This window comes from Pantoea sp. SGAir0175, assembly GCF_043547855.1.
Map to the genome: position 1 here is coordinate 1,471,444 of NZ_CP028081.1, position 26,558 is coordinate 1,498,001.

At 49.7% G+C, this 26,558-nt stretch carries 25 protein-coding genes; 14 read left to right on the top strand and 11 right to left on the bottom strand.

Annotated features, from left to right (window positions below):
• The first annotated feature begins 142 nt into the window (after positions 1–142).
• Positions 143–2,995: a two-component system sensor histidine kinase RcsC gene (rcsC, locus tag C1N56_RS06705; protein ID WP_021509234.1), complete on the top strand. Its 2,853-nt coding sequence runs from the start codon at positions 143–145 to the stop codon at positions 2,993–2,995.
• A 42-nt stretch (positions 2,996–3,037) separates the two neighbouring features.
• Here rcsC and rcsB read toward each other — a convergent pair whose 3' ends face one another.
• From rcsB to C1N56_RS06720, 3 genes are read right to left on the bottom strand one after another with little or no spacing between them, the layout of a single operon-like run.
• Positions 3,038–3,688: a response regulator transcription factor RcsB gene (gene rcsB, locus C1N56_RS06710; RefSeq protein WP_013509853.1), complete on the bottom strand. Its 651-nt coding sequence runs from the start codon at positions 3,686–3,688 to the stop codon at positions 3,038–3,040.
• Between the two features lies 1 nt (position 3,689).
• The gene (rcsD, locus tag C1N56_RS06715; protein WP_159378651.1) at positions 3,690–6,347 is read right to left on the bottom strand and encodes a phosphotransferase RcsD; all 2,658 of its coding nucleotides are present in this window, start codon (positions 6,345–6,347) and stop codon (positions 3,690–3,692) included.
• Positions 6,348–6,371: 24 nt separating this feature from the next.
• Positions 6,372–7,526, bottom strand: coding sequence for an MFS transporter (locus C1N56_RS06720; RefSeq protein WP_058775802.1), 1,155 nt, complete (start codon positions 7,524–7,526; stop codon positions 6,372–6,374).
• A gap of 892 nt (positions 7,527–8,418) precedes the next feature.
• On the opposite strand from C1N56_RS06720, the gene ompC reads away from it, so the two are divergent.
• Positions 8,419–9,528, top strand: coding sequence for a porin OmpC (ompC, locus tag C1N56_RS06725; protein WP_336698112.1), 1,110 nt, complete (start codon positions 8,419–8,421; stop codon positions 9,526–9,528).
• A gap of 22 nt (positions 9,529–9,550) precedes the next feature.
• Here the strand turns inward: ompC and C1N56_RS06730 are convergent, their stop codons facing one another.
• Complete coding sequence (locus C1N56_RS06730) at positions 9,551–10,114, bottom strand: TetR/AcrR family transcriptional regulator (RefSeq protein ID WP_058758443.1); 564 nt, start codon at positions 10,112–10,114, stop codon at positions 9,551–9,553.
• A 97-nt stretch (positions 10,115–10,211) separates the two neighbouring features.
• On the opposite strand from C1N56_RS06730, the gene C1N56_RS06735 reads away from it, so the two are divergent.
• Positions 10,212–10,667 carry a nuclear transport factor 2 family protein gene (locus C1N56_RS06735; protein ID WP_058758444.1) on the top strand — a complete coding sequence of 152 codons (456 nt, stop codon included), beginning with the start codon at positions 10,212–10,214 and terminating at the stop codon, positions 10,665–10,667.
• A 1-nt stretch (position 10,668) separates the two neighbouring features.
• On the opposite strand, the gene C1N56_RS06740 is transcribed toward C1N56_RS06735, so the two are convergent.
• Positions 10,669–10,824, bottom strand: coding sequence for a hypothetical protein (locus C1N56_RS06740; protein ID WP_164861051.1), 156 nt, complete (start codon positions 10,822–10,824; stop codon positions 10,669–10,671).
• Positions 10,825–11,225: 401 nt separating this feature from the next.
• Here C1N56_RS06740 and apbE point away from each other — a divergent pair, with 401 nt between their 5' ends.
• The 3 genes from apbE (at position 11,226) to C1N56_RS06755 (ending at position 14,656) form a co-directional block, all read left to right on the top strand.
• A complete protein-coding gene (apbE, locus tag C1N56_RS06745; protein ID WP_394517294.1) occupies positions 11,226–12,257 on the top strand; it encodes an FAD:protein FMN transferase ApbE in 1,032 nt (343 codons plus the stop codon).
• Positions 12,258–12,274: 17 nt separating this feature from the next.
• Positions 12,275–12,916: a DNA oxidative demethylase AlkB gene (gene alkB, locus C1N56_RS06750; RefSeq protein ID WP_132465044.1), complete on the top strand. Its 642-nt coding sequence runs from the start codon at positions 12,275–12,277 to the stop codon at positions 12,914–12,916.
• 87 nt (positions 12,917–13,003) lie between these two features.
• Positions 13,004–14,656: a multidrug ABC transporter permease/ATP-binding protein gene (locus tag C1N56_RS06755; protein WP_336698113.1), complete on the top strand. Its 1,653-nt coding sequence runs from the start codon at positions 13,004–13,006 to the stop codon at positions 14,654–14,656.
• Positions 14,657–14,809: 153 nt separating this feature from the next.
• Here C1N56_RS06755 and C1N56_RS06760 read toward each other — a convergent pair whose 3' ends face one another.
• Both C1N56_RS06760 and C1N56_RS06765 read right to left on the bottom strand, forming a co-directional pair.
• Positions 14,810–15,535: a 4'-phosphopantetheinyl transferase family protein gene (locus tag C1N56_RS06760; protein WP_336698115.1), complete on the bottom strand. Its 726-nt coding sequence runs from the start codon at positions 15,533–15,535 to the stop codon at positions 14,810–14,812.
• Between the two features lie 76 nt (positions 15,536–15,611).
• Entirely contained in the window at positions 15,612–15,815 is a 204-nt protein-coding gene (locus C1N56_RS06765; RefSeq protein ID WP_010618078.1) for a hypothetical protein, read from the bottom strand.
• Positions 15,816–16,208: 393 nt separating this feature from the next.
• On the opposite strand from C1N56_RS06765, the gene C1N56_RS06770 reads away from it, so the two are divergent.
• The gene (locus tag C1N56_RS06770; protein WP_394517295.1) at positions 16,209–16,712 is read left to right on the top strand and encodes a hypothetical protein; all 504 of its coding nucleotides are present in this window, start codon (positions 16,209–16,211) and stop codon (positions 16,710–16,712) included.
• Between the two features lie 142 nt (positions 16,713–16,854).
• Positions 16,855–17,127, top strand: coding sequence for a hypothetical protein (locus tag C1N56_RS06775; protein ID WP_031280046.1), 273 nt, complete (start codon positions 16,855–16,857; stop codon positions 17,125–17,127).
• A 33-nt stretch (positions 17,128–17,160) separates the two neighbouring features.
• Here C1N56_RS06775 and C1N56_RS06780 read toward each other — a convergent pair whose 3' ends face one another.
• Entirely contained in the window at positions 17,161–17,487 is a 327-nt protein-coding gene (locus C1N56_RS06780; RefSeq protein ID WP_159378540.1) for a four-helix bundle copper-binding protein, read from the bottom strand.
• 313 nt (positions 17,488–17,800) lie between these two features.
• Positions 17,801–18,943, bottom strand: coding sequence for a DUF4062 domain-containing protein (locus C1N56_RS06785; RefSeq protein ID WP_275220935.1), 1,143 nt, complete (start codon positions 18,941–18,943; stop codon positions 17,801–17,803).
• A 425-nt stretch (positions 18,944–19,368) separates the two neighbouring features.
• Between C1N56_RS06785 and C1N56_RS06790 the strand changes: the two genes are divergently transcribed.
• The 6 genes from C1N56_RS06790 (at position 19,369) to C1N56_RS06815 (ending at position 25,307) form a co-directional block, all read left to right on the top strand.
• The gene (locus C1N56_RS06790; protein ID WP_394517296.1) at positions 19,369–20,580 is read left to right on the top strand and encodes a tyrosine-type recombinase/integrase; all 1,212 of its coding nucleotides are present in this window, start codon (positions 19,369–19,371) and stop codon (positions 20,578–20,580) included.
• Positions 20,573–21,865 (top strand): tyrosine-type recombinase/integrase, encoded by a 1,293-nt coding sequence (locus C1N56_RS06795; RefSeq protein ID WP_394517297.1) that lies wholly within the window; start codon positions 20,573–20,575, stop codon positions 21,863–21,865. The genes C1N56_RS06790 and C1N56_RS06795 overlap by 8 nt, the downstream gene beginning before the upstream one ends.
• Complete coding sequence (locus C1N56_RS06800) at positions 21,862–23,472, top strand: hypothetical protein (protein ID WP_394517298.1); 1,611 nt, start codon at positions 21,862–21,864, stop codon at positions 23,470–23,472. The genes C1N56_RS06795 and C1N56_RS06800 overlap by 4 nt, the downstream gene beginning before the upstream one ends.
• A gap of 9 nt (positions 23,473–23,481) precedes the next feature.
• Entirely contained in the window at positions 23,482–23,862 is a 381-nt protein-coding gene (locus tag C1N56_RS06805; protein ID WP_394517299.1) for a hypothetical protein, read from the top strand.
• A 96-nt stretch (positions 23,863–23,958) separates the two neighbouring features.
• Entirely contained in the window at positions 23,959–24,378 is a 420-nt protein-coding gene (locus C1N56_RS06810) for a hypothetical protein (RefSeq protein ID WP_394517300.1), read from the top strand.
• A gap of 191 nt (positions 24,379–24,569) precedes the next feature.
• A complete protein-coding gene (locus C1N56_RS06815) occupies positions 24,570–25,307 on the top strand; it encodes a hypothetical protein (RefSeq protein ID WP_394517301.1) in 738 nt (245 codons plus the stop codon).
• Positions 25,308–25,365: 58 nt separating this feature from the next.
• Here the strand turns inward: C1N56_RS06815 and C1N56_RS06820 are convergent, their stop codons facing one another.
• Entirely contained in the window at positions 25,366–25,746 is a 381-nt protein-coding gene (locus C1N56_RS06820) for a hypothetical protein (protein WP_394517302.1), read from the bottom strand.
• A 3-nt stretch (positions 25,747–25,749) separates the two neighbouring features.
• Positions 25,750–26,334 carry a DUF4755 domain-containing protein gene (locus C1N56_RS06825; RefSeq protein WP_394517303.1) on the bottom strand — a complete coding sequence of 195 codons (585 nt, stop codon included), beginning with the start codon at positions 26,332–26,334 and terminating at the stop codon, positions 25,750–25,752.
• Between the last annotated feature and the right edge of the window lie 224 nt (positions 26,335–26,558).

The window sequence follows — 26,558 nt, forward strand, 5'->3', positions numbered from 1 at the left end:
AGGTCAGGGCAACCGACCTGCCGTTTTTTTTGTCTGACTTTCACTCCCAAAGTCGCGTGCCAACTGGCTTTTTCGCCCTGATAAAGCTAGTGTATGAGAACTTTTCAACGTCCCGATAACCCTTGCCGCCAGTGAGTCTCTTTTGAAATATCTCGTCTCCTTTCGCACCACGCTTCGCATCTCGCGCTACCTGTTTCGTGCGCTGGCACTGCTGCTCTGGTCGCTGGGTGCACTGTTGACCACTTTCTACATCATCAATGTGCTGCACGAGAAAGAGAACGCGGTGCGCCAGGAGTTTGCCACCAATTATGGTCAGGCCGAATGGTATGTGCGCCACTCCGCGGATGTGATGCGCGAGCTGAAGTACATCACTGAGAATCGCCTGAGCAGCAGCGTCAACGGGCTGGATATGCTCAACGGCATGCCGGGCGGCAAAAGCACGCTGCCGCAGTTTACGCCGCTGTTTACCGACGGTGACTGCACGTCAATGAGCAACACCTGGCGTAACTCGCTCGATTCCCTGAGCTATTTCATTAACTACTGGAAAAGCAATTTTGCCTCAGCCTATGAACTCAATCGGGTGTTCTTTATCGGCGGCGAAAATCAGTGCCTGGCAGACTTCACCATCGGTAACAATAATCCGGTCGATCGCGAACGCAGCCTGAAGGCGCTGCGCGAAAACGTGCTGCACTACCGCAGCGGCAACGAGGAAGAGCGGCGTAATCCGATGTACTGGATTACCAACAGCAGCCAGCCAGGCATCGGCAACTTCTACATGGTGGTGCCGGTTTACGTCGCCAACAAACTGCAGGCGCTGCTCGGCGTGGAACAGAACATTCGCCTGGATGAATTTATTCAGCCCGGCGGGCTGCCGCTGGTGGCCACCATCACCGATGAAAACTATCGCCCGCTGATCAGCTCACGACGCGGCGGACCCGGTTATTCGCTGGACGATCTGCCGGATAACAGCACCTGGTTTGGTTATCTTGACGGCTATCGTCAGCTGGTGCTGAAAAAGCCGCTGCCGCCGTCCAGCCTCAATGTGGTGTGGTCGCTGTCGACCGATGTGCTAATGGATCAGCTCAAGCTGATGCTGATCAACGCGTTGCTGCTCAATATCCTCAGCGCGCTGATTCTGTTTACCCTGGCGTGGGTGTTTGAACGCCGCATGTTCCTGCCGGCGGAAGACAACGCCCACCGGCTGGAGGAGCACGAGCAGTTCAACCGCAAGATTGTCGCGTCAGCGCCGGTCGGCATCTGTATTTTGCGTACCAGCGATGGCACCAACATCCTCAGTAATGAACTGGCGCATAACTATCTGACGCTGCTGACGCAGGAAGATCGCCTGCGGCTGAACGAAATCATCGGCGGCCAGCAGGTTAATTTTGTCGATATGCTGACCGGCAGTAACACTAACCTGCAAATCAGCTTTGTGCATTCGCGCTACCGCAACGAGAACGTGGCGATTTGCGTGCTGGTCGACGTCTCGGCGCGCGTGCGCATGGAGCAGTCGCTGCAGGAGATGGCGCACGCCGCCGAGCAGGCCAGCCAGTCCAAGTCGATGTTTCTTGCCACCGTCAGTCATGAACTGCGGACGCCGCTGTACGGCATTATCGGTAACCTCGATCTGCTGCAGACCAAATCGCTGCCGAAGGGCGTGGATTCGCTGGTCACGGCGATGAACAACTCATCCAGCCTGTTGCTGAAAATCATCAGCGATATTCTCGACTTCTCGAAGATCGAGTCCGAGCAGCTGAAGATTGAGCCGCGTCCCTTCTCGCCGCGTGAGGTGGTCAACCATATTGCCAGCAACTACCTGTCGCTGGTGGTGCGCAAGCGCCTGACGCTGTATGTGTTTATCGAGAACGATGTGCCGCTGGCGCTGGATGGCGATCCGCTGCGCCTGCAGCAGGTGATCTCCAACCTGCTGAACAACGCCATCAAGTTCACCCACACCGGCTGCATTATCCTGCACGCCTATGTCAAAGAGGGGTATCTGGCGTTTCGCGTGCGCGACACCGGCGTGGGAATCCCGGCAAAAGAGATCACGCGCCTGTTCGACCCGTTCTTCCAGGTCGGCTCCGGCGTGCAGCGTAATTTCCAGGGCACCGGGCTGGGACTGGCGATCTGTGAAAAGCTCATCAACATGATGGATGGCGACATCGAAGTCGACTCTGAACCGGGCATGGGCAGCCAGTTCGTGGTGCGTATTCCGATCTACGCCGGACAGCAACCCGCGCCGCCGCTGCTGGATGGTCTGCAGGAAAAAGCCATCTGGCTCGACCTGCGCAACGACTATCTGGCGGCCTTCCTGCTGCGTCTGCTCCAGCAGCAGGGCATCCAGGTTGCGCACTATCAGGGGCGGGCTGGGGCAGACGATGTGATGATCTGCGATCACCACGACGCGCCAGCGCAGACGGTACGCGCGCGCATCCGTATCTGCGGTGAACACATCGATATGCCGCAGGAAACGACGCCGGGACAGTGGGTGCACAGCAGCGCGACGCTGCACGATCTGCCGCTGCTACTGGGCCGGATTTATCGCATTGCCATCGACAGCGAAACGGCGACCACGCTGGAACTGCCGGTGCCGCAGCAGGCCTCCAGCTATGAAGACATCATGGTGCTGATTGTTGATGACCATCCGATTAACCGCATGTTGCTGTCTGAACAGCTTGGCACGCTGGGCTATCAGACCAAAACGGCGCAGGACGGCGTGGATGCGCTCAACGTGCTCAGCCGTAACCATATCGATATCGTACTGAGCGACGTCAACATGCCAAACATGGACGGCTACCGGCTGACGCAGCGTCTGCGCCAGCTGGGGCATGCTTTCCCGGTGATTGGGGTGACCGCTAACGCACTGGCGGAAGAGAAACAGCGCTGTATGGATGCCGGCATGGATAACTGCCTGTCAAAACCGGTGACGCTGGATGTACTGAAAACCACGCTGGCGCTGTATGCCGAACGTGTTCGCAAAAGCCGGGAAGGATAAGCAGGGCAGAGGAGAGGCGGTGCCGAAGCACCGCCGCAGGGATTACTCTTTGTCGACCTGAGTGGCGCTGACGGAAGAGAGGTAGTTCAGCAGTGCGATATCGTTATCCACGCCCAGCTTCATCATTGCTGATTTCTTCTGGCTACTGATGGTTTTGATACTGCGGTTCAGCTTCTTGGCGATCTCAGTAACGAGGAAACCTTCGGCGAACAGACGCAGCACTTCGCTCTCTTTCGGTGACAGACGTTTGTCGCCGTAGCCGCCGGCGCTGATTTTCTCCAGCAGTTTGGCCACGCTTTCTGGCGTGTACTTTTTCCCTTTCTGCAGGGCTGCCAGCGCTTTTGGCAGGTCAGTTGGTGCACCCTGCTTCAGCACGATGCCTTCGATATCCAGATCCAGTACCGCGCTCAGGATCGCCGGGTTATTGTTCATGGTCAGAACAATAATGGAGAGATCCGGATAGTGACGCTTGATGTACTTGATCAGCGTGATGCCGTCGCCGTATTTTTCGCCCGGCATCGACAGATCGGTAATCAGGACGTTGGCATCCAGTTTGGACAAGCTATTGATCAGTGCTGTTGAGTCTTCAAACTCACCTACCACATTCACCCATTCGATCTGTTCCAGAGATTTACGGATACCGAACAGAACGATTGGATGGTCATCGGCAATAATTACATTCAGGTTATTCATCTTATTGGTTACCTTGCTGCAGCAGTTGGTTGACGTACGCGTCAATTTCACTGGTGGTATTTTTAATGGTTAAATCGTCGCACAGTTTAATGTGCTGTTCTAACTCTTCACAAAGCTGTTTACCCGGCAGTAAATTGAGCATGGCAAACACGCCTTTCAGGCGATGCGCTGTCTGAGCAAGCGAGGGATAGTCCTTCTCCGCCGACTCAGTATACAGTCTCTTCACATCTGGCGGTACTGTCTCCGTAAACAGCTGGAAATAGCCGCCGCTCAGCAGCGGCGTGGCAGCCTCATCGTCGTCGCTCTCCTCTATCGAATCGTGAGCCAGTTGCTTCTCAATCAGGGCCAGCAGCGCATCAAGCAGCGCATTGCTGAGATTGAAATTGACCCGGAATTGCTGGTCGTTGAGGGCGTGATGCCCCATTTCGTCGCCCGCCAGCAACAGCGCCCAGCCGTGCAGGCGCGCCGGATCGTCCGTCACCAGCACATCATGCTCCTGCCCGGACAAGCGTTCGTCCGAGGTCAGGCAGTTTGCCCCCCAGTTCTCGAGGTGGCGGCAGACAATTTTGTGTACGTCTTCAACCGCGATATCCACCAGCGCCGTCACGCCTTCCAGCAGTTTCTCTTCCTGCTCGCTCTGCTGTTCCAGCGCCAGCGGCAGCTGAATGTTGTAGCGCGTGCCGATATCCGGTTTGGCGATAATCTCCAGCTGGCCGCCCATCTGTTTGCACAGCTGCTTACACAGGAAAAACGCCATGCCGGACGCCTGACCGTAACGGTCCTGCGTGGTTTCGCCAAGGTAAGGGAAATCAACGTTGGCCAGCTCGTCGCCGGTCAGGCCTGAGCCGGTATCCACCAGCTGAAACAGCACGCTGTTGGCTTTGCTGTCGCTGGCTTTGATATCAAGGGAAATCTTGCCCCACTGCGTGGTGGTGAGCGCGTAGTGCATCAGCGTGGTCAGGACTTTACGCAGCGCGCGGCGATCGCCAAAACGCATCTCGTCGTTGGCCAGCTGATTGTTGACCACCAGCGTCAGCCCTTTGCGCCGCAGCAGCGGCAGGCTCTCCAGCGCAATCTCATCGAGCAGATCCTGCAGGTTAAACACGCCCGCATCCGGCGACCAGTCGTGGGCTTCCAGCCGGTTGAGCAGGACGATATCGTCCACCAGCCGCGCCAGACCCTGGCTCTCATCCAGCAGATCCAGCACGCTCTCGTCGTCATCGCGCTGGCTGAGCTGCACCAGCTGCGTCACCATGCTCTGCAGCGGACGATTAAGCGCATGGCCAAGATTCTGCATCAGCTGCTGGCGCATCTGGTGGTTGCGATCCAGCACCTGCTGCGCTTTTTGCAGCTTCTTATTCACCAGCAGCTCGCGATCCTGATCGCGCATCATAAACAGCTGGGTGTGCGGCGACAGCATGCTGCGCGCGTGGCGAATCTCATAGACTTCATTATTGATGGTGGCCTGCAGCACGCCCTGATGCTGATCGGACATATTGATGATCTTCTGCAGATTGAGATGCGGCAGCAGATGCTCAGCGATTTTGTTGCTCAACAGGGTGCGATTGGTACCAAAGTCATACACCAGCAGCCCGACCGGCAGGCTGGCGACGATCTCCTCATTCAGCATACGCAGCGAATCGAGCTCGGCGCTCTGGTTCTCATTCGGTCGCAGCGACTGCTGGCGCAGCAGCGTAATGCCGGCAATAGACAGCAGGAACAGCAACAGATTGATCAGCAGCGGCCACATCAGGTTGTGCAGGGTATCCATCGCCAGGCTGGCGAGCGGCACCCGGTACACCAGCTGGAGCGAGGTGCTGGGCAGCGTGGCGGCAATCTCCAGGTTCGGGTTAACCAGCGTCACCGCGGTGCTTTCGCTGCTGGCGTCATCGCTGGTGGCGCTGCCGGGCTGGCTGGCATCCTGGCGCAGCTGGAAGTTCTCCAGCGGCATACTGCGCGGTATCAAGTCGTTAACCGGCAGATCGAACGCCACCACCGTGGCTAAATGACCTGGCTGGTTAAACGTGGTGCGCAGCGTGAAGTAGTGATCGTTCTGCCAGGCAAAGTGGCGCAGCGGCGAGAAGCTTTCGCGTTCGTCGAGCGCATTGGCCTGCTGCAGCATTTCGGCGCGGCGGCTGTCCACCAGCGTATTGATCGCGCTCTCTTTATAGCGCGTCGCCATATCCTTGAGCGGCAGGGTCGAGATCATGATCAGGCTGTTGTCCTGACCATTGAGGAAGTACATCGACCACGCCGGATTTTCAGCGCCCCACAGCGTATCGAGATAATTGGACATGCGCAGCGTCATATCCAGCGTGCTGCTGTCGTGCGAGCCGAAAATCAGCGCTTCGGTCTTGCGGCGGGTTTTCTCCAGATAGTAAACATCCGGGCGCAGGCGCGTCTCCTGCAGGCTACTGCTCGGCGTCGAGCCCGCGGCGCTGGTGGCGAGATTTTCATAGATTTGCCAGGTGGCAAAGCGGTAAGCATCAATGCGTTTTTGCATCGCGCGCGCCAGGTCGGTCATGGCGTAGCGCTTTTCCATGATCCACGCATTCACACTGTTATGCACCATGGCGCCGAGCGCGAGAAATAGCACCAGGTTAAACACCACGAAAAAGCGCGTTACGTTGCCGGAGGTCAGCGGAAATTTATAAGGCAGCATAGGTGTCTCAGGATCCTGCAATTAACGCGCGACCAGCCGGGCGCTGGCGGCAACCGCCAGCAGCAGCAGGGCGATAAGTAAAAACGCGCCGCTCAGGCTGAGCCACTGGGAAATAAAGCCGATTAAAGCCGGGCCTGAAAGAATACCCGCATAGCCGAGCGTTGTCATGGCGGAAATCGCCAGATTGGCCGGCATATCCTGTTGATTACCGGCGGCATTAAACAGCATCGGCACGGTATTGGCCAGGCCAAAGCCCACCAGCAAAAAGGCCAGCAGCGCCGCCTGCGGCCACGGCAGCAGCACCGCCAGCGTCATGCCGGCTGCCGCCGCCAGCGCACCGGTCAGCATCACCGGATAGCGGCCAAAGCGCTGAATCACTTTATCGCCCGTCAGACGACCTATGGTCATGGCGATGGAGAAGATGGCGTACCCCAGACCGGCGTGCGCCACGCTCATGCCCGGGCTCTGCAGCAGCAGCAGGGCGCTCCAGTCGAGTACCGCGCCTTCCGCAAGGAACAGAATAAAGCACAGGCAACCGAGGAAGGCGACCCAGCCGCGCGGGATCACCAGCCAGGGTTGATCGGGCTGATGCAGGCGCTCTGTCATCAGCGTCGGCAGGCTGCACAGCAACAGCAGCACCATCAGCAGCATGATAACGCCGACTGCCTGCAGCGGTGTCAGACCCGCGCCAAGTAACAGGCTGACCGCGCCGGCGCCGAGAATACCGCCAAGGCTGAAGAAACCGTGGAAACCGGACATCATCGGCTTCGCCGCCGCTTTCTCAACCTCAACCGCCTGCACATTCATGGCCACATCCAGCATGCCGAGCCCGGCACCGAACACCATCAGCGTAGCGGCCATCAGCCACATCACATCCAGCGTCGCCAGCAGCGGCAGTACTGCCAGCACCACCAGCGTGGAGCACAGCATAACGCGGCGGCAGCCAAAGCGTGCCACCAGCGCACCGGTCACCGGCATTGCCGCCAGTGAACCAATGCCGAGACACAGCAGCAGGCCGCCCAGCGACGCGCCCGTCAGCTGGAGACGCTGGCTGGCAAACGGCACCAGCGGTGCCCACGCAGACATGCTTAAACCGGCGATGAGAAAAACGAGGCGTGTTCCCAGATTGACACGCTGATGCAATTTGTTGGGCTGTGCGGCGTCCAGTGCTGTCATAAAGGTGTCGTTGTCATAAGTCGTTCGAGCGACGAAGTTTAGCATTAAAGCTGGCGCGGCACCGCTCAATGAAGGCGAAGAGCAGGGCAAAAATGGTCGCCAGAAACGAGCATATTACCTATCTTTTGCCAGGCGCTGCGCTTTTCCAGACATTTCCTGGACTTCATAAGCTCTCTGGCTCTTAGTAAACCGACAGATTCAGTGAAAATTTGGCTTAAGTTGGGGTGAAAATCGATTACTGCGGCAACGCTAACTGACTGAATAGTGGTAAAGAATATTCCGCAAACGGTTGGGGAAACGCATCGGCTATATTCCTGTTCAACTTTATTACGCCCGGAAATTAACATTGTGCAATCATGGCTAAGTAATGAACAAAAAGTGCGAAAACGAACAAATAATGGCGTCCTGAGTGGCGGTTAATTTAACCTCAGTAAACAGGTTTACATAAAATTACACAGCGGAAGAAAAATGGCAGGCAAAAAAATGCCGGACAATCATGTCCGGCGGGAATTAGGGTAAATCTCTCATTCGGGGTGAATGAAGGTAATAATGAAATAAATGATGATAGCGGGAGTAATTGTATGCGCTGAGTGGCGTTAAGTTTTATCATTCAGTGCGGCAGCTTATCTCATCTTATCTCTATGTATTTAAATGAATAAAATTCGGTTTATCAATTAGTGCGATATTTTTTGCCGATGTGTGCTGATTATTAGTTCCGCGAAATTTACATTTAGAAATAACTATTTAATACAATGAAACACTTTCGGAAATTTAGTATCATTTTCGTGATAGATTATTGCTCTCCATAAAATAACAATGGCTTGCCGGCTGATTTTTTAAGCATTCAGTTAGCAGTGGCACATATAAAAGGCACATTACAGAGGGTAATAAAATGAAACGTCGCGTTCTCTCCCTGATGATTCCTGCATTGCTGGTGGCAGGCTCAGCAAGCGCAGCTGAAATTTATAACAAAGATGGCAACAAATTAGACCTCTACGGCAAAGTAGACGGCCTGCACTATTTCTCGGACAACGATGGCCAGGACGGTGACCAGTCTTACCTGCGTTTTGGTTTTAAAGGTGAAACTCAGGTGACCGACCAGCTGACCGGCTACGGTCAGTGGGAGTACCAGGCTGCGCTGAACACCGCAGAATCGCAGGGTACCGCTAACAGCTACACCCGTGTCGGCTTCGCCGGTCTGAAATTCGGTGATGCGGGCTCGTTCGACTACGGCCGTAACTACGGCGTACTGTATGACATCGGCGCCTGGACTGACGTGCTGCCGGAGTTTGGTGGTGACACCTACGGCGCGGACAACTTCATGTTCCAGCGCAGCAACGGCCTGGCGACTTACCGCAACAGCAACTTCTTCGGCCTGGTGGATGGCTGGAACTTTGCCGTGCAGTATCAGGGCAAAAACGACAACCCAACCGAATCCTCTTCCGGTCGTGATGTCCTGGGTGAGAACGGCGACGGCTGGGGGCTGAGCACCACCTACGATCTGGGCTCCGGCTTCGGTCTGGGTGCGGCGATGTTCCAGTCTGACCGGACCAACAATCAGAACGGCAACGCGCCAGGCATTCTTGGTCGCGGTGATAAAGCCGAAGCCTACACCGGCGGTCTGAAATATGACGCTAACAACGTGTATCTGGCGGCGATGTATACCCGTTCTTACAACGCAACCCGCTTCGGCGCGGTGAATTCCGCTGCGTACGGCTATGCCAACAAAGCGGACAACTGGGAACTGGTGGCACAGTATCAGTTTGACTTCGGTCTGCGTCCGTCGCTGGCCTTCGTCTCCTCACGCGGCAGCGATATCGAAGGTTACGGCAGCCAGAACCTGAAAAAATATGTCGACGTGGGTGCGACCTATTACTTCAACAAAAACATGTCGACCTATGTTGATTACCAGATCAACCTGCTGGACGACAACAACTTCACCGATGCGGCCGGTATCAACACCGACGACATCGTTGCCCTGGGCCTGGTTTACCAGTTCTAAGCCGGAGAGCGTGGCCTGCGGGTCACGCTCTGCTCTCCAGCAGCGCGTTCAGCGCCGCCTGCAGCGTTGCCGTCACCTGCTGCGCCGCTTCCCCCATCTGAACCTGCACGATTGCACCATCCACCAGCAACACGATCTGCCCGGTTTTTTCCTGCTGCGCCGCGCTGAGTCTTTCGGCAATGGCGGCCGCCATCTCCCGCTTGTGCTGGCGAATCAGTGCGCTCGCTTCCGGCAGAGTATCAGCCAGTTCTGCCGCGCTATTAATAAACGCACAGCCGCGGAAATCCTCCTCCTGAAACCAGCTCAGTAACGCAGCCGGCAGCGCCACGTTGATGGCAGGCTGCTGCGCCAGCGCGCTGCGAAAGCCGCTCATCCAGCGCTGATGGCGCTGCTGCAGAAACGCCAGAATTAAGTCATTTTTGGCTGGAAAGTGGCGGTAGAAGGTCACTTTGGTCACGCCAGCCGCGGCAATCACTTTATCGATGCCGGTAGCACGGATGCCTTGCGCATAAAACAGCTGTTGCGCGCTGAGCAGGATGCGATCGCGCGCGCTGGCGCTGGCATCAAACAGCAGGGGGGCGAGCATAAGAAAAAATTCCTGTTTTCGGGGGTAGACAGAATTGTCTACATACGGCAGGATGAATCAAGTAGACAGACCTGTCTACATCATCAGGAGATAAAAAATGCTCATCCCCCCGTTCGATCATCAAAGTGCCTTAGAAAAAGTGCGTATGGCGGAAGATGCCTGGAACAGCTGCGATCCGCAGCGCGTGTCGCAGGTTTACAGTGAAGATACCCGCTGGCGCAATCGCAGCGAATTCGTTAACGGCCGCGCGGACGTCGTGACCTTTCTGCAGCGCAAATGGGCCCGCGAGCTGGATTATCGGTTGATTAAAGAGTTATGGGCGTGGCACCACGATAAGCTGGCGGTGCGTTTTGCCTATGAGTGGCGCGATGACAGCGGCAACTGGTTCCGCAGCTACGGCAATGAAAACTGGCACTTTGGTGCCGATGGTCTGATGATTCAGCGCTTCGCCTGCATCAACGATTTGCCGATTAGCGCTGAAGCGCGGCTGTTTCACTGGCCGGCTGGCAGACGCCCGGACGATCATCCGGGCCTGAGCGAGCTGGGTCTGTAATTTACGGCGCGTTGCGCCAGCGTCTGGCCTTTGCCGCCTGCTGCGGGGAAGTAGTAGCAGGCGGCAGGCTGCCTTCCAGCGCCACGCCCGCCAGCGTGAAGGCGGAAAAGCTCAGCCAGCGCTGCCATTTATCCTGTTGTTCTGTTGCCTTACTCATCTTGCACCTCGCTGATGTTCAACCCACCATCAACGCTGCACAATTCATGCCATGCCACCGCTCTCAGCGCCACGCGCCCCGTGGCCGCTTTGCTACACTGCGCCAGCGCTGAAGCGGTGCAGGATGCACGACGCTGGTGCAATGCCTTAACGTCGGCGCGACGGATAGTGCTGAATCAGGCGGTGGCGATAGTGCTGCCAGCAACGGAAGCTTCCGTAAGCAAATAACCCGGCGGTAATAGCAAGAATCATATAAATCATCTGTCGCTCCTGTAAGGATTCTCGTGCAGGAACGCAGTATGCTGTGCCAGCCAGCGATCAACTTCAAGCAGCTTTAGACGGTTTTACAAGCGAGTTATGCTTTGTAATAGGCTGTAGTAATGAGTTACAGACGAGGAATTGATGAATTTTCAGAACATTCTGCTGACAGGCATGGTAGCACTGCTGCTGAGCGGGTGCGAGCAAAAACCGGCGCAGCAGGCGCTGGTGCTGGAAGGCAAAACCATGGGCACGGTGTGGCGCGTGAGTCTGGCGGGCGTGGATTCTCAGCGTAAAGCCGCGCTGCAGCAGGCGATTCAGCAGCAGCTCGATCGCGACGATGGCGAACTCTCCACCTGGAAAGAGGACTCGGTGCTGTCGCGCTTCAACCAGTATCAGGGACAGGATCCCCAGCCGGTCAGTGCCGATATGGCCGATATCGTCACCCGCGCGCTGCGCATCGGCCAGCTGACCGGCGGCGCGATGGACATTACCGTCGGACCGCTGGTGAATCTGTGGGGCTTTGGCCCGGCGCAGCAGCCGGCGCATACGCCATCGGATGCCGCCATCGCTGCCGCCAAAGCGCAGACCGGCCTGCAGCACCTGCGCGTGATTGAAACGGTGAACGGCCAGTGGCTGCAGAAAGATCTGCCTGGCCTGTATGTCGATCTCTCCACCATGGGCGAAGGCTACGCCACCGATCACCTGGCGCGGCTGATGGAGCAGCAGGGCATCACTAATTATCTGGTGTCGGTGGGCGGGGCAGTGCTGAGTCGCGGCCTGAATGCCAGCCAGCAGCCGTGGCGGGTCGCCATCCAGAAACCGACCGATCGCGAGAACGCGGTGGAGGCACGCGTCGATCTGCAGGGGCACGGAATCAGCACCTCTGGCAGCTATCGCAACTATTATGAACTGGATGGCAAACGCATCTCGCACGTGATCGATCCGGCCAGCGGCCGACCCATCGATCACCGGCTGGTCTCAGCCACGGTGATTGCCACCACCGCGCTGGAAGCCGACGGCTGGGACACCGGGCTGATGGTGCTCGGCACCGAGCGTGCCAAAGCGCTGGCGCTGAAACAGCATCTGGCGGTGTATCTGATTACGAAGCAGGGCGACGGTTTCAGCCACTGGATGTCGCCACAGTTCAAATCGTTTCTTATCGATCAGCCCTGACCTGACAGGAGGTAACTGTGCTGGATCTATTTAGTGAAGACGCGCCATGGCAGGAGCCGCTGGCCGAGGGCGCGGTGATTCTGCGTCGCCGGGCGCGCGAGCAGGCCGATGCGCTGCTGGCGGCAATTCATGACGTCGCGGCCCTTAACCCGTTTGCCCATCGCATCACGCCGGGTGGACATCGCATGTCAGTCGCCATGACCAACTGCGGCGATTTCGGCTGGTCGACCGATTCGCGCGGTTACCAGTACACCGAACAGGATGTCAGCAGCGGCCGTAAATGGCCGCCGATGCCCGCGCTGTTCCGCGCGCTGGCGCAGCAGACCGCGCAGGAGGCCGGCTTTGCCGGTTTCAATCCGGACGCCTGCCTGATTAACCGCTATGAGCCCGGTGCCAAACTGACGCTGCATCAGGATAAGGATGAGAAAGACTTACGCCAGCCGATTGTCTCGGTATCGCTTGGCCTGCCGGCCGTTTTTCAGTTTGGCGGTTTTGAGCGCGGCGATGCGACGCAGCGCGTGCTGCTGGAGCACGGCGATATCGTGGTGTGGGGCGGTCCGTCGCGCCTGCGCTATCACGGCATTTTGCCGCTAAAAGCGGGCATCCATCCGCAGGCTGGCGCGTTCCGTTACAACCTGACCTTCCGCCGCGCCCAGTAACCGTAAAAACGGATGAGAATTATTCTTGCCTTCACCCGAAGCGCCATTAAACTGCAGGCTGCCTGGTTGACCTCTGGATAATTTTTAATGGCATTGCTTCAGGTTGTTTTTCGCCAGTACCGCTGGCCGTTTATTGGCGTGATTGTGCTGACGCTGCTCAGCGCCGCGCTGGGTATCGGGCTAATCGCCTACATCAATAATGAACTGATCGTAGCAGTCAATACCTCGCTCACCGTGCTGCCGGGCTTTCTCGCCCAGCTGTTTCTGCTGATGGCGGTTACGCTGGCGTCGCAGCTGGCGCTGACTCAGCTCGGCCACCATTTTGTCTGGCGGCTGCGCGGTGAGTTTATCAAACGTATTCTGGATACCCGGGTTGAACGCATTGAGCAGATTGGTAACGCTCAGCTGCTGGCCGGCCTGACCAGCGACGTGCGTGCCATCACTATCGCGTTTGTGCGCCTGCCGGAGCTGATTCAGGGCATCATTATTACGCTGGGTTCTGCGATCTATCTGGCGTGGCTGTCACCGCAAATGCTGTTGATCACCACGCTATGGCTGGTGGTGACGCTGATCGGCGGCTGGCTGCTGGTGTCGCGCGTCTATCAGCACATGGCGAAGCTGCGCGACATCGAGGACGAGCTGTACCGCGATTTTCAGACCATCATTGAAGGGCGCAAAGAGCTGCAGCTTAACCGCGAGCGCGCCCGGCTGATTTACGACACCGTGTATCAGGAAAATGCCACGGACTATCGTCGTCACATTGTGCGCGCCGATACCTTCCATCTCAGCGCGGTGAACTGGTCGAACATTATGATGCTCGGCGCGATTGGTATTGTGTTCTTCATGGCCAACGGTCTGGGCTGGGCCAATACCGCTGTCGCCGCGACCTATTCGCTGACGCTGCTGTTCCTGCGCACGCCGCTGCTGGCGGCAGTTGGCGCGCTGCCGACGCTGCTCAGCGCACAGGTGGCATTGCGGAAAATTAATACCTTCGATCTGGCCCCCTATAGCGCCGGTTTCAAAGCGCTGCCGACGGTGAGCGACTGGCAGACGCTGGAGCTGCGCGACGTCTGTTTCCATTATGGCGAGCACGGTTTTGCCGTCGGGCCGATCAACCTGACGCTGCGCCGCGGTGAACTGGTGTTTCTGATTGGCGGTAACGGCAGCGGTAAATCCACGCTGGCGATGCTGCTGACCGGCCTGTATCAGCCGCACTCAGGCCGCCTGCTGCTGGACGGTAAAGAGGTGGACTGGCATAACCTTGATGCCTATCGCCAGCTCTTCTCGGCGGTGTTCACTGACGTGCACCTGTTTGATCGCCTGATTCGTCGCGGTGGTGAGCCGGCTAATCCGGCGCTGGTGCAGCAGTGGCTGGAGCGGCTGAAAATGCAGGACAAGCTGAAGCTGGAAGGCAACCGGGTACTCAACCTGCAGCTGTCGAAAGGGCAGAGCAAGCGGCTTGCTCTGCTGCTGGCGGCGGCAGAGGAGCGCGATATCCTGCTGCTCGATGAGTGGGCGGCCGATCAGGACCCGCACTTCCGCCGCATCTTCTACCGCGAGCTGCTGCCGTGGCTTCAGGCATCCGGCAAAACCGTGTTCGCCATCAGCCATGACGATCACTACTTTATTCATGCCGACCGGCTGCTGGAAATGCGCGATGGGCAGTTAAGCGAGCTGACCGGCCGCGAGCGCGAAATGGCCACGCTGGATGCCGTCAAACGCACCGATACCGGCCATTGACGGCTGGCGGCAAAGCTTAGCAAAAACCCTTATTGGGCAAGACGTTGTCAGCGGGATACAGTGAATGGCAGCAGAGATCCTCGTCTCTGCCTCCCTGGAACACTTCTGTCGTCTTGTGTTGTCACCGGCCCGGGCTCATTCCGCGCCGGTTTTTTATTGCGTGCAGGCCGGGTGAGTGAGCAGTGTGACCACGCGCGCCGGTTGCAGCCAGAAGCGTGCGTCCAGCACGGTGCTGCGGGTAAATTCCGCGCTGAAATCCTGACACAGCTGCAGCCTGGCGCGCTGCTGCGGCAGGTCGAGCTCGATCAGCTCAGCCTGATGAAACGCCATGGGCTGATGCAGCCGCGGCCATAACGCCTTATAAAGACTCTCTTTCAGCGAAAACAGCAGCGTTGCCGTCTGCGCAAAGGGCAGCGGCTGGCTCTCAAGCAGCGCGCGCTCCTGCGCGTTCATCAGCAGTTCCGCCGTGTCCTGCGCGGTTTCCTCTGCCATCACCTGCTCAACATCAATGCCCACATACAATGCCTCACGCGTCGCGGCCAGCACCACGCAGTCATGGCTGTGCGACAGTGAAGCACGGATGCCTGCCGGCCAGCACGGTGAGCGATCCGGCGCGTTGTGCAGCACAAAATCAGTGATTCCCAGCTGCGCCAGCTGTTGCCGCACCAGCCAGCGGCTGGCGAGATATTCAATTTTGCGTTTGCTGGCTGCCTGCTGTAGCGCGGACGGCAGCGGCAGTTGCCACTGCGCAGGTAAAGCGGCGTGCCACTGTTGCCGATCAAAGCGGCACCACGCCAGCGATAGCGATTCAGCGGTGTGGCCAGCGGCGGTGATAAAACCACAAGCGGGCAGCGGCAGGGGCGTTTCGGCTGAGAACATAACGAGTAACGGCTGATGGAAAAGCGTGTTTTACCAGTCAGCCGCGGGCAGAGCAAGCCGAAAAGGCTGCTGCGGGTTAGCGATTTGGCGGGATAGCGAAGCTCTTCATCTGCACCACAAAATGGTGGTGGCCTTTGGTAATGCGTGCACCACGGTCACACCAGTGGCTCGCCAGGCGGAAGAAATCATCGCTGCCAATATCATACGCCAGCTCCACTTTGCTGATGCCTGAGTGCAGGAGTTCTTCCGCATCCTGCAGGTTTTTTGCTTTGATGACCATAACGAGATTCCATCAAATAAACGGGAGCTTTAGGGTAGGGGAAATCTGTGACAGTTTTGTTTCACTTTAATGAATTGCTGTCACAAATCAGTAAAAACGTGATCCCGGTCGGCTTTGCTGACTTCAGTTAAGTGCCTGATTCGCAGCATGAATGAAGTGTGATGCAAGATTATACTGCAGGATTTTGCACCCTAAACAGTAAGGTCAGGGTCTGTCGCAGTGGTGACGAATAGCCGCGTCTGGCGCGGTAATGGCGCCGTCATTTTCCATCTCTATCCTTCCTGTGGTGGCTGTATTATGAAGCCCATCACACATCGATAGCCGCTTCGTTTAAGCGGGATAAAGCGTGGGCGTAACATGCTGGTGGCTGACGAAGAGGCTAAGGAGCGAACGATGCAAAAACTGGCTGGCATAATGTTACTGGGTTGCATGAGCGTAGGCGCTGCACAGGCAGCAGATCTCAGCTTCCAGAATGCGCAGGGCAATATTGAAGTAGTGCCCGGCAAACCCACCTTTGTGCATAAACTGCACTACCGTAAACTCTATGATGAAAAGCCGTTCCCGGATGCGGTGATTTATTACTACAGCAACGGGGTGTATAAGATCCTGTCGCAGGGCGAAAATCATTATGGCCTCTACGTGATGCAGGGCAGCGTTGAGGACCAGAGTTACACCATCCGCTATATTTCAACGCCGTCAAAAGACTGGGGCAACAAAACCGCCTTCCATCAGCTCACCTTTGTGAATGGCGCGCAGGCAAAGGTATTTATTCAAAACGCGATTACCGATACCGGTGAGCAGATCGCCCAGCAAAACGGCGAGTTTTTGCTGCAGGATCACGATCCCGCGCACGCGGCGGCAGACCGCTGGGATGATGATTTAAAAATCAAACGCTGACGGTTTAGCCGTTCATCTGTGCCGCGATCGTCGCGCGTTTGGTTGCGGCACCCGATGCGTTATCCACAGCAAAGATTTTCCCTATCCCAGCGAGAATTGTTTCCGGCTGGCAACGCAGCGGAAACTCGATAATTATCAGGGCATGACTAAATATCGTGTAAGAGTGGGTTTTCACAACCCCTCAGCCCTGACCTTCAGGCAGCTGGATGAAATACTGGAACCGCAACGCTTCTGGCGCAGTGACACGCGCAGCGGTACGTTTCGCTACTTCATGGAGTATGAATATGAGTCGGACGTACGCGATATCTGCGAAGTGTGCGAGCTGGCTTATTCGCAGGCGTGTAAGGTGAAGAAATGCCCACTGATTCTGGTGCAACCCTGCGAGGCTGAGGTTTCACTCAGCGTCAACGATTGAGATTCGCCGCAGCGAATCTCAATCCGGCTGGCATCATGCCGCCATTTTACGGCACTCTTCTGCACAGCGCTGACAGGCCTGAGCGCATTGCTGGCAGTGCTGGTGTTGATGCTGCTGGCACGCCTGCGCGCACTGCTGGCAGATGTCGGCGCAGAACTGACAGAGCTGCTGCACCGATGCACTGTTTAGCGCCATGAACTGCGCCGTGAGGCGACAGGTATTGGCGCACTGCATATCCAGCCTGATGCATTCGCGCATCATCTCCACATTTTCCTCATCCAGACAGGATGTTGCGCAGTGGTCGCACGCGGCTGCGCACAGATAACAAGCCTCCACGCAGCGTTTATATTCATCAAGCATGTTTCCTCCTTGCATTGGTGATTAACCGTTTAAGCCTGGAAAGGATTGGTCATTATGCAATGAAGGAAAGCGTTAGGATTTATTACCGCGCTGTGCTTAACACCGCGATTTTACAGCAGAAAATAAAAAAGCAGCCATAAAGGCTGCTTTCTTTGGGATTTTGGTCGGCACGAGATCACTGGAGCTAGTTTCAATAAATCAATGATTTATATCAGAAAATGCAAATTTTGATTTTCTGACGCTAGGCCCATTACTTGGCCTTAAGATCGGACATGCATTTTTCCTCGCCTCAGACATAGGGTCGGCTGCAATCTTAATACCTTTGTTCTTTCCACATACGTCTCAGAAGGGCTACGAAGTCTTCAACGTAAGTATTCCGATCTGACGACAAAGCAAATGACTGTCTGACAATGTGTGCAGGACTTAAAAGCACAGGTTCCTTGCTTTGACCCATACCGAAAGACTGCATTGAGTTTGGACTAGCCTGGTGTTCAGCAATGGCGCGCCAGCCAGCGGAGGAAGCTCCTGCTATGCTCACGGCGGGAACAACATGAGTCAGCCGTTGCGTTTTATCTATCTCTGCCAGAAGCCATGAGGCGTAGTCAAAGCCCTTTAACAAGATTTCGTGTACGGTTTCCTCGAGTATTACCGGCAAACCACCTGATTGCATTGGCATGGAAAGGATCAGAAGTATGTCCCCTGAGGGGGAAAGCTTGACCAAGTTGTGCACGTCGCGATTTTGACTCTGGCTGATACATAACGAGTCGCTATCTAAACTATCGTTAACTCCAGACTGCCTGTCGAAAATTGGTCCGATTCCCGAATTGTTTCCAAAAAGAGCTTCCTGCGACATGATGTCGATCAGTGCTTTGGAACCCATTTGAGCTGGACGGATAATTGTCGTGTCAGGGCCTGCTGCTATGGAGATTTGGAGTCTGACTGAGCTATGGAAATAGTTCTGATTTTCCTTAGGTAAATTCGTTATGGCTCGCTTTTTCAACCCTTCTGGGTCAACTGGTGATTGTGCATGAGCAAGCTGTAACTGACTAATGGCCTTAAGGGATTTCTCAAACAGATCCTCTGCGGAACTGAATTCCTCTCGGAATAGTCCTTTTTCCCAGGTACTCACTTCATTTAGCAAATTTTCTTGTTCGGGCTCAGGATGAATATTTGCTTCGAGAAATATAATCAGTGGCTTAGTGGTGCGAGCTTCTAGTACTTCTTCATGAGTAGCAGACAAACCTTTTTGCTGTGGTGCTCCATAGCGAGAGCCGAGTATCAAGATTACAGCGTCTGCTTCTCGGACTCCTCTGAGGCAAGTGACTTGGGGAGAGTCAGAACGCGCACCGAAATCCTCGGCCATGATAGGCTTATGACCAAGAATCGAAATGGCTCGTTTAACTGCAATTCGATTTTCTTCAAACCCAGATATCAGTGAACTAATGAAGATGTTCATAGGCTTCCCTACTTATAAAAGTTTAATGAAAAGTTTGAGGGACAAAGCAACTATAAGTTTAGTACAAAAAGCACACAAAGAAATTTGACTTAAATATAGCTATGATAAAAATCGAATGGTCGATGTAAAATTTTTTTTCGGTTGAAAAATAAAACGTAAATAATAGCATTTTAAGTATGTTGAAATTTACATATTTTCAAAATGCAAGAAAAGAATCCTTTATTCTCAAGGGGTTTAAAGATATTTATGGTATTTACTCAGGAGAAGTGATATTTATCTGAGTGAATAATGAAACGTAAAATTAGACTTGAAAAAAGCAATGAGAATGCAATTCGAGATAATTTAATAAGAAAAAAATTTGCAAAGTTAAAAATAATAAAATATAGATTCCCGGAGTTAATTAAAACGTAAACCGGGAGGTTGAAATGAATAAGTATGTAATTAAAAGTTTTATAATGAATGACGGTACGAGATCATGCCAAATAATACACAGTAGTTTAAAGCCTGTAGTTTATCCTAATTTGTATCTGGTAAGTGAAATAGTAAATGACAAATACACCGCTTCTACAAGACTAGCAGTAGCAAAAGTCATAATAATGTTATTAGATTTTTTTGAAAAAAAGAATATCGATCTTGAAAAGGTAATCAACGACAAGTGTTTTCTGGCAAGAGAAGACATAAAAGACATTATTACTTATATGTCTAAAAGAAAAACTAAAGGTAATATATACGAGTTTAATCACAGAGAGGTAGGTTCAGGGACTAAATGCTATAGAGTAAAAGTAGCATTTAAATATATCAAATGGTTATGTGAGTATTTAATAGGAAGCGAAGCTCACAATGACAGTCAGGCAAGACTATTTCTAAAAATGTTGAATGGATATACACCCAGAAAGAAGATCGCAGATACCTATTATATGGACGATGGAAAAGCAATTGACAGTACTCAGAAAAAAGTTTTATTCAGATATGTTGGCGCTAATTCTTCAAGCAATATTTATAGTGAAAACGTCAGGAAAAGAAATGAGCTTATTATCATTTTGCTTTATTCACTCGGTATGAGAAAAGGTGAGTTGCTGAATTTAAGAATTAGCGATATTAATTTTGATAAAAGCACCATTTCAATTATGAGAAGGCATGGGGATATATTTGATACTAGGGTTAATCAGCCCGTAGTTAAAACATTGAGTAGAAAAATGAAGGTGAATGAATGGGTCATTGGAAAAGTTATTGAGTACATACAAACAGAGAGAAGAAATTATATTGGCAAGAAACCGCATGATTTTTTAATTATAAGTCACAAGGGTGGAAAACAAGCGGGATTGCCTATGTCCGTTAGTTCGTATGAAAAAACTATTCAAAAAATCAGAGAGCATGACCCTATCTTGAAAGAATTTTCAGGTCATTCGCTTAGACACACCTGGAACTATGAGTTTTCAGTGAAAATCGAAAAATTAAACTTCTCGTTGAATGGTCTCAGTACAGAGTTAATTAGATCTTATGCAATGGGCTGGACCCCTTATTCACAAATGTCGAATGTTTATAATGCTACATACGTTCGAGAACAAGCCAACAGAATTTTATCGTTAGTTCAAGATAGAATTCAAAATGAATTAAAGGAGCTTGTAAATGAATAAGTTAAAAGGAAAAATGGAACTGTCTAAAGACGATAATAAAAATAACGAAGCGATTACAGAACAAATCAGTTATTTGAGCAATTATCTTAAGAGGGACGTGACAAGCTTGCTTGAAAAAGTGCATTTTGATTTGCAGGCAGGAATGATTGAAACTTTGATTTTTTATGCGGAAAATTATTCTTTGGTATACCTAAAAAGTATTTTTCAAAGCTTACTCTATGTTTTTAAATTTTTTTCTCCAAAAGAAATTAACAAAGAATTTGCATGGGATTTAAAAGCAAATCTTAACATTAAAAACTATAGATATACAGTAAATACGAAAATTTTCATGATCAAATGGTTCGATCTTGGATTAGCTGGTGTAAATGATGAAGCATATACCTTCTTCAAGGAAATGAAATCAAAAGGGAAACCACCTGGTCAAGTAGTTGGATCTATGGATCCTGAAAGAGGACCATTTACAGATAAGGAGATAAGGCAAATATCTCTTATTTCCAAAAAAGCACGGAGGGAAAAAAGTATAGATAACGAATGTTATCTAATAATTCAGTTGCTATTAACTACCGGCAGAAGAATATCACAAGTACTTAACCTCAGAATGAAAGATATATCTAAAAAAGGTGGAGTGAGAATTCTAAGTATACAGAGGGCGAAACAGAGACCAGGTTCAAGAGAGTTGTACAGGACAGTCAAAGTATCAAAAAAACTTTGTAATCAACTTAACAGGCATGTAAGAGATAATCTTGATTTCTTAAAGAAGCATGGATTCAAGGATATTCCTTTAAGTGAACTTGGAAAGGCCCCGTTGTTTTTAAATAAAAAATTACTAATGAATAATTCTTTAAAACACTCGTTCAATCAGTTGACGATTGGGCAGTCAAACTTGATTTATAAATTAAACAAATTTGCAAGTGTTCATAATGTAATTTCAGAAAGAACAAATAAAATTATTAAACTGAACTCTAATAGATTTAGATATACATTGGGTACCAAAATGGCTAGGAATAGGGCTAGTGTTCAAGAAATAGCAGTTGCATTAGACCATACCTCAACAGCATGTGCAGCAATATATGTTAAAAATGAGCCTGGGAATGCTGAAGTGATTGATAAAGCAGTTACTCCTTATCTTAAAGATATAGCGGAGGTCTTTATGGGGATTAGGCCTTTTAGTGGCGACGTTTTAATGAATGCTCTAAAGCCTGATTCTCTTAAAAATATCAAAAGCGAGAAGGTTTCTAACCCTTGCCATGGCTGTAAAAGGTTTAATCCATGGAGGCTAGAATGAAAAATAATTTTGATGTCGTTGATAAAAATCGCAACCCATTAGAAAGGTTGGACAATTATATTACTGACGCCAAGAAAATATTTGAGCGTTTCAAATTCCCATTCCATTGGGAAGAAAACAAATGGAATGGATTCTGTACTTTTAAATCGTTAAAAGATGAAGATTCAAAACCCAATAAATTGACATATATGAATGAAAAATTTTGTGACTTTAGTAAAGCAATTATTATTCACAAGCACATTTTAAATCCCTCCAAGAGCTATACAGCTTTGATAGCTGCTCTAAGGCTTTTAGAATTCTCTCTAAATAAGAAATGCAATTGTGCAGACGTTTGCTTGATTAACGAGGATGTGTTCGATTATGCTTATCAAAGAGCAAAGAAGTTATATAAAAGGAATACTGTATTTCAGATATCAGTTAATCTGGAAAAGATTTCTGAAATTATCTTTCAAAAGGGATTTCTAAATAAACACTACTTTTGCTGGAAGAATAAAACCAGACAACCTTCACCTGAACTGTATGAAAGTTTTGAGTGTCTGATAAGTCCCGAAGGGAAATTGTCTGGTTTGAAATCAATAGAGGCTTTAGCTGCAATCTTTGCAAAAGACGATTGCCTTTTAAGTGAGCAAGATTTATTTACAAGTTCAGTGTTTGCTTTACTCATGTGTGCACCTTCACGTATAACAGAGATACTGTCATTGCCTTTTGATTGTGAACTCTGTTCAGAGGATCACAATGGGGTAATGAGATATGGACTTCGGTTGTTCTCACTAAAAGGATATGGAGCAAATATAAAATGGATACCGACCATTATGGTTCCAATAGCTAAGAAAGCTATAATGCGTTTAAAAAAACTATCTGAGAATGCACGTAAGCTGGCAAAAGAGTTAGAATGTAATAACTTCGAAAACAAAAGCTCTGCCATTAAATATGGACTGGCGAAAGGATTTAAACCTGAGCAATTTAATGCGTTATGCTTACAGCACAAGTATTGTTTTAGTTCTAAGAGAAAAACAGACTATTTTTCTCTTAGAGTTGCAAATGCAGTTGAGTTTAATAATGATATTTCATGTTATAACAAAAATAATATATTTGCTAGGCACAAATACTATGATTCAGAAAATAAAAGTTTATTTGTTAATTCTCACCAGGCTCGTCATTTATTAAACACAATTGCATATTTAGGTGGAATGACAGATTTTGATATAGCTCGCTGGTCTGGAAGGAAAAATGTTTCTCAAAATAATAGTTATAACCATGTTTCACAAGAACACGCTATGGATTTCATGGAGAATATACCAGAGGGGCTTTCTGAGAATGACACTCTATTAGACTTAAAAAATAATAAAGAGGAGTGTGTGAAAGAACCGGACCTAGATTTTGATCAGAGTCACGGGGCTTTTATGATTATGGACAATGGTTATTGTGAGCATGATTATGCAATGGCTCCATGTGGAAAGTATCCGGGGTTTGATAAAAATAATAAATTTTTGAAAGAAAAATTTGAATATTTAATAAAAACATCAGATAAAGATAGTAGTTCTGGTGTCTACGGTGCGGATAAGTGGGCGAATGAGGAATTAATATTTAAAACTTGTAAATTATAGGCGGCTTACATGGCAAGAAGACTTACAAACAATGATAAAAGAAAAATAATTGATTCTATAAATTCCTGGTCTTTATCAGATAAAATAACTTGGGAAGGATTGTGCGATAGTGTAACCAAGAAGATTGGCAGACGTCCAACTCGACAAGCACTATATATGCATAAAGACATCGTAGGTGCATTTGAAGTTAAGAAAGATGTTATCAAATCAAAGTTAAAGTGCCAGGTGCGTCCAGGAAATCTCCAGGTTGCTGCTGAGCGGATTGAACGGCTTGAAAAGAAACTCGAAGACAGTGCTAAAACTATAGATGCTCAAAGAGAATATATAAATAAGCTACTGTTTTTTTGTGGCAAACACAATATACGTGAGAGCGATGTAAAACAAAGATGATATTAAACTAATCTTGATAGATTTCACCTATTGACTAGTTAAAGTTTTATGTTACTTTTTAATCGTCAGGACGACGATTATTGCAAGGATGCAACTATGAAAAATTATAATACTCTTACAAAAGAAGAGAAATTGCTTCTTCTTTTACAACTATATGTTGAAAAATTAAAACAGTCTGGCTTTGATCACAGTAGAATTGTGCGTTACATGTGGCTCTTCTGCGTAGGCTATTATATCAAATACTATCTTCCCGATCAGATGAACAGCACAATTGATCGCTTTACTATAATATCAATGCTTTCAAATGCACTGAAATGTAGCTCAAAGCGTATCATTGATACCTTAGGGTTTGAGCATGAGCTAACATACTTCTTTAGGTATCTCATTCACTATGCGATTGAAAACGAGCAGGAGGCTGAGGGAATCTATCAGGCAGAAAGGGTTAAATACGAAAAATCGATGTTGTCAAATTTGCCATCTGGAACTCGTAGAAAGAGAAGGGGTAAGAGGCTTTGATGTAAAAGCAACTGTTCTGAATTTTGCAAAATAAAAAACTAAATTAAGATAAATGAATTAATTATAATCATGTTAATTTTTTAATTTTTAGTGAAATGCTTTGAATCATTACTCATGCTAAATATTTCAATTGACCATATATTTATTTTTGAGACAAGGTAAGTATTGTTTTCAATAGCGGAGTATAGCTCATGAGTAAGTTTGTAAGAGACCTGAATATAAAAGATGTTGGCAATCGAAATGAAAATAATACTTATCAAGCTAATAGTGGCGGCTACAATGTTGTAGATAATAGCACTACCAATAATCACTCTGTAACTAATAAGCATGTACACCACAATTCTGGCCCAGAGCAGGGAAACGATGCTGCCGTAATTCTGATACCTATATTTTTCGGCTTAGTATTTATCATTTGGCTTTTTTTTAATAATTTCGACTTGGTCACGAGAGTTGTTAATATAGGATCTTATACTTCGCCGCTCTTAGCAGTGGTAAGTGTGATTATTCTATTTGCTAACAATCAGTTTGAAACGACGGACCTAAGAAATTTAATATTTAGTATAGCATTAGGTCTATTGGTTCTTCTATTGAATGAGAATGCATATTATACTGCGCCATTAGATGTAGTAGATTTATCTAAACAATATTCAAGTATTATTGATTTTTGGAATGTTTTATCTGAAGATCAGCATAATAGAGCTATCATAACATTTTGCTCTTATGCTTTGATATTTGTATCAGGGTTTCTTAACCATTTAATCTCTTTCAGACAATTATGTTATTCTTTAGCGGATAAACACAAAATCGGGTTTTGGTATCTGTTATTTACAAAAACTGATTCTTTTAGATTTAGATATTCTGGTGTGATCATTATTTTATTCTCAGTGTTTGCTTTTTTGATTCTAAAAGGATACTTATTTCACGCTTGAGCATAATTGATGAAATAAAAATGCCCTCGTATTGAGGGCTTTAGTATCAGATTTCTAATCAGAACCCATTATGAACTGAATCATTGTTCTCACTGAAAGACCAGTTTTCGACTTTGTCTCCTTCGAACGTGACTGTTAATGCCTTACTTTTCATGTCGGTTCCGTTCGAGAATAGCCCTACAATTGGAATATAAGACATTGCTGACATATTCGAGTTCATGATTGAGTAAAACCACATTTCTTCATTAGTATCAACGGTGGTCTTACGTGTTGGGTCACCAAATTCTCTTGAAATGTCCTGCTTAGTAGTTCGACCTTTAATAATCTTTGACGCAATACTCTGCTGCGTCTCATTTTTAATTGATTGATTCCCTGCTGTTGACGCACAACCTGATAAAACGATAAGAGTTAATAAAGCTCCTGCAACCTTAGTTTTCATTGTTTATTCCTTATTAATAGTTTGAGATAAAACTCTTAACCACCGCGTAATCTGCATTTTGACATCGTTATACCCTGTGTCCTGGTGAAATTTGCCTTTCTGCGGGTAAAACTTCACCTGCCACACGGGAAACATGACGTCCTTAACTTCAATGAAAAGACCTGAGTTGTTGAGATTTTGCTGTCTGATAGCGCCGGTTCCAAAGCCGCCGTCATATCCGCCTGAGTCGAGATTGAAATGCCAACCGATTACCGAACTAAAAGGGTAGGTTTTTTCATTCTTACCATTTTTGATCGTAATAGTTTGTTGCTTCTCATTAAGCAGTAGCTTTGAGTCGTTGAATTCATGGCTCCAGAAGCCGTCATTGCTTTCGTTGAAGTAATCGACTGTAGAAGCATTGTCTTTCTTGTGTTTGTAGCTAATTCCTGCGGTTACAAGAAGGAAAAATGCAGGAATGCACCAGAGGAGAAGCATACCGAGAACGTCAGTGTGCTTCGCTTTGAAAACGATGAGAAGAGCTACACCAATAGTGAATAAGACTCTAATCGAGCGAAAATATGAAGGTTTACGAATACTCATGCTGTTCATGTTGAATTCCTTTTAAAACCAATAGCTGAGGAATAAGAGGTTTGTAACTAACTGATTGGTCACTGCTTTTACTGGGCATTTTTGAGCAAGCTCAAAACTTAAGCAAATCACTTGTACCGATCGATAGATCTTATTTGATAGGCATAAACTATCATTAATCTAGTAATTGATCTGTAAAAACGATCAATTGTTTTGTGATTTGAAGCGCTTAGACAGGAAAGATA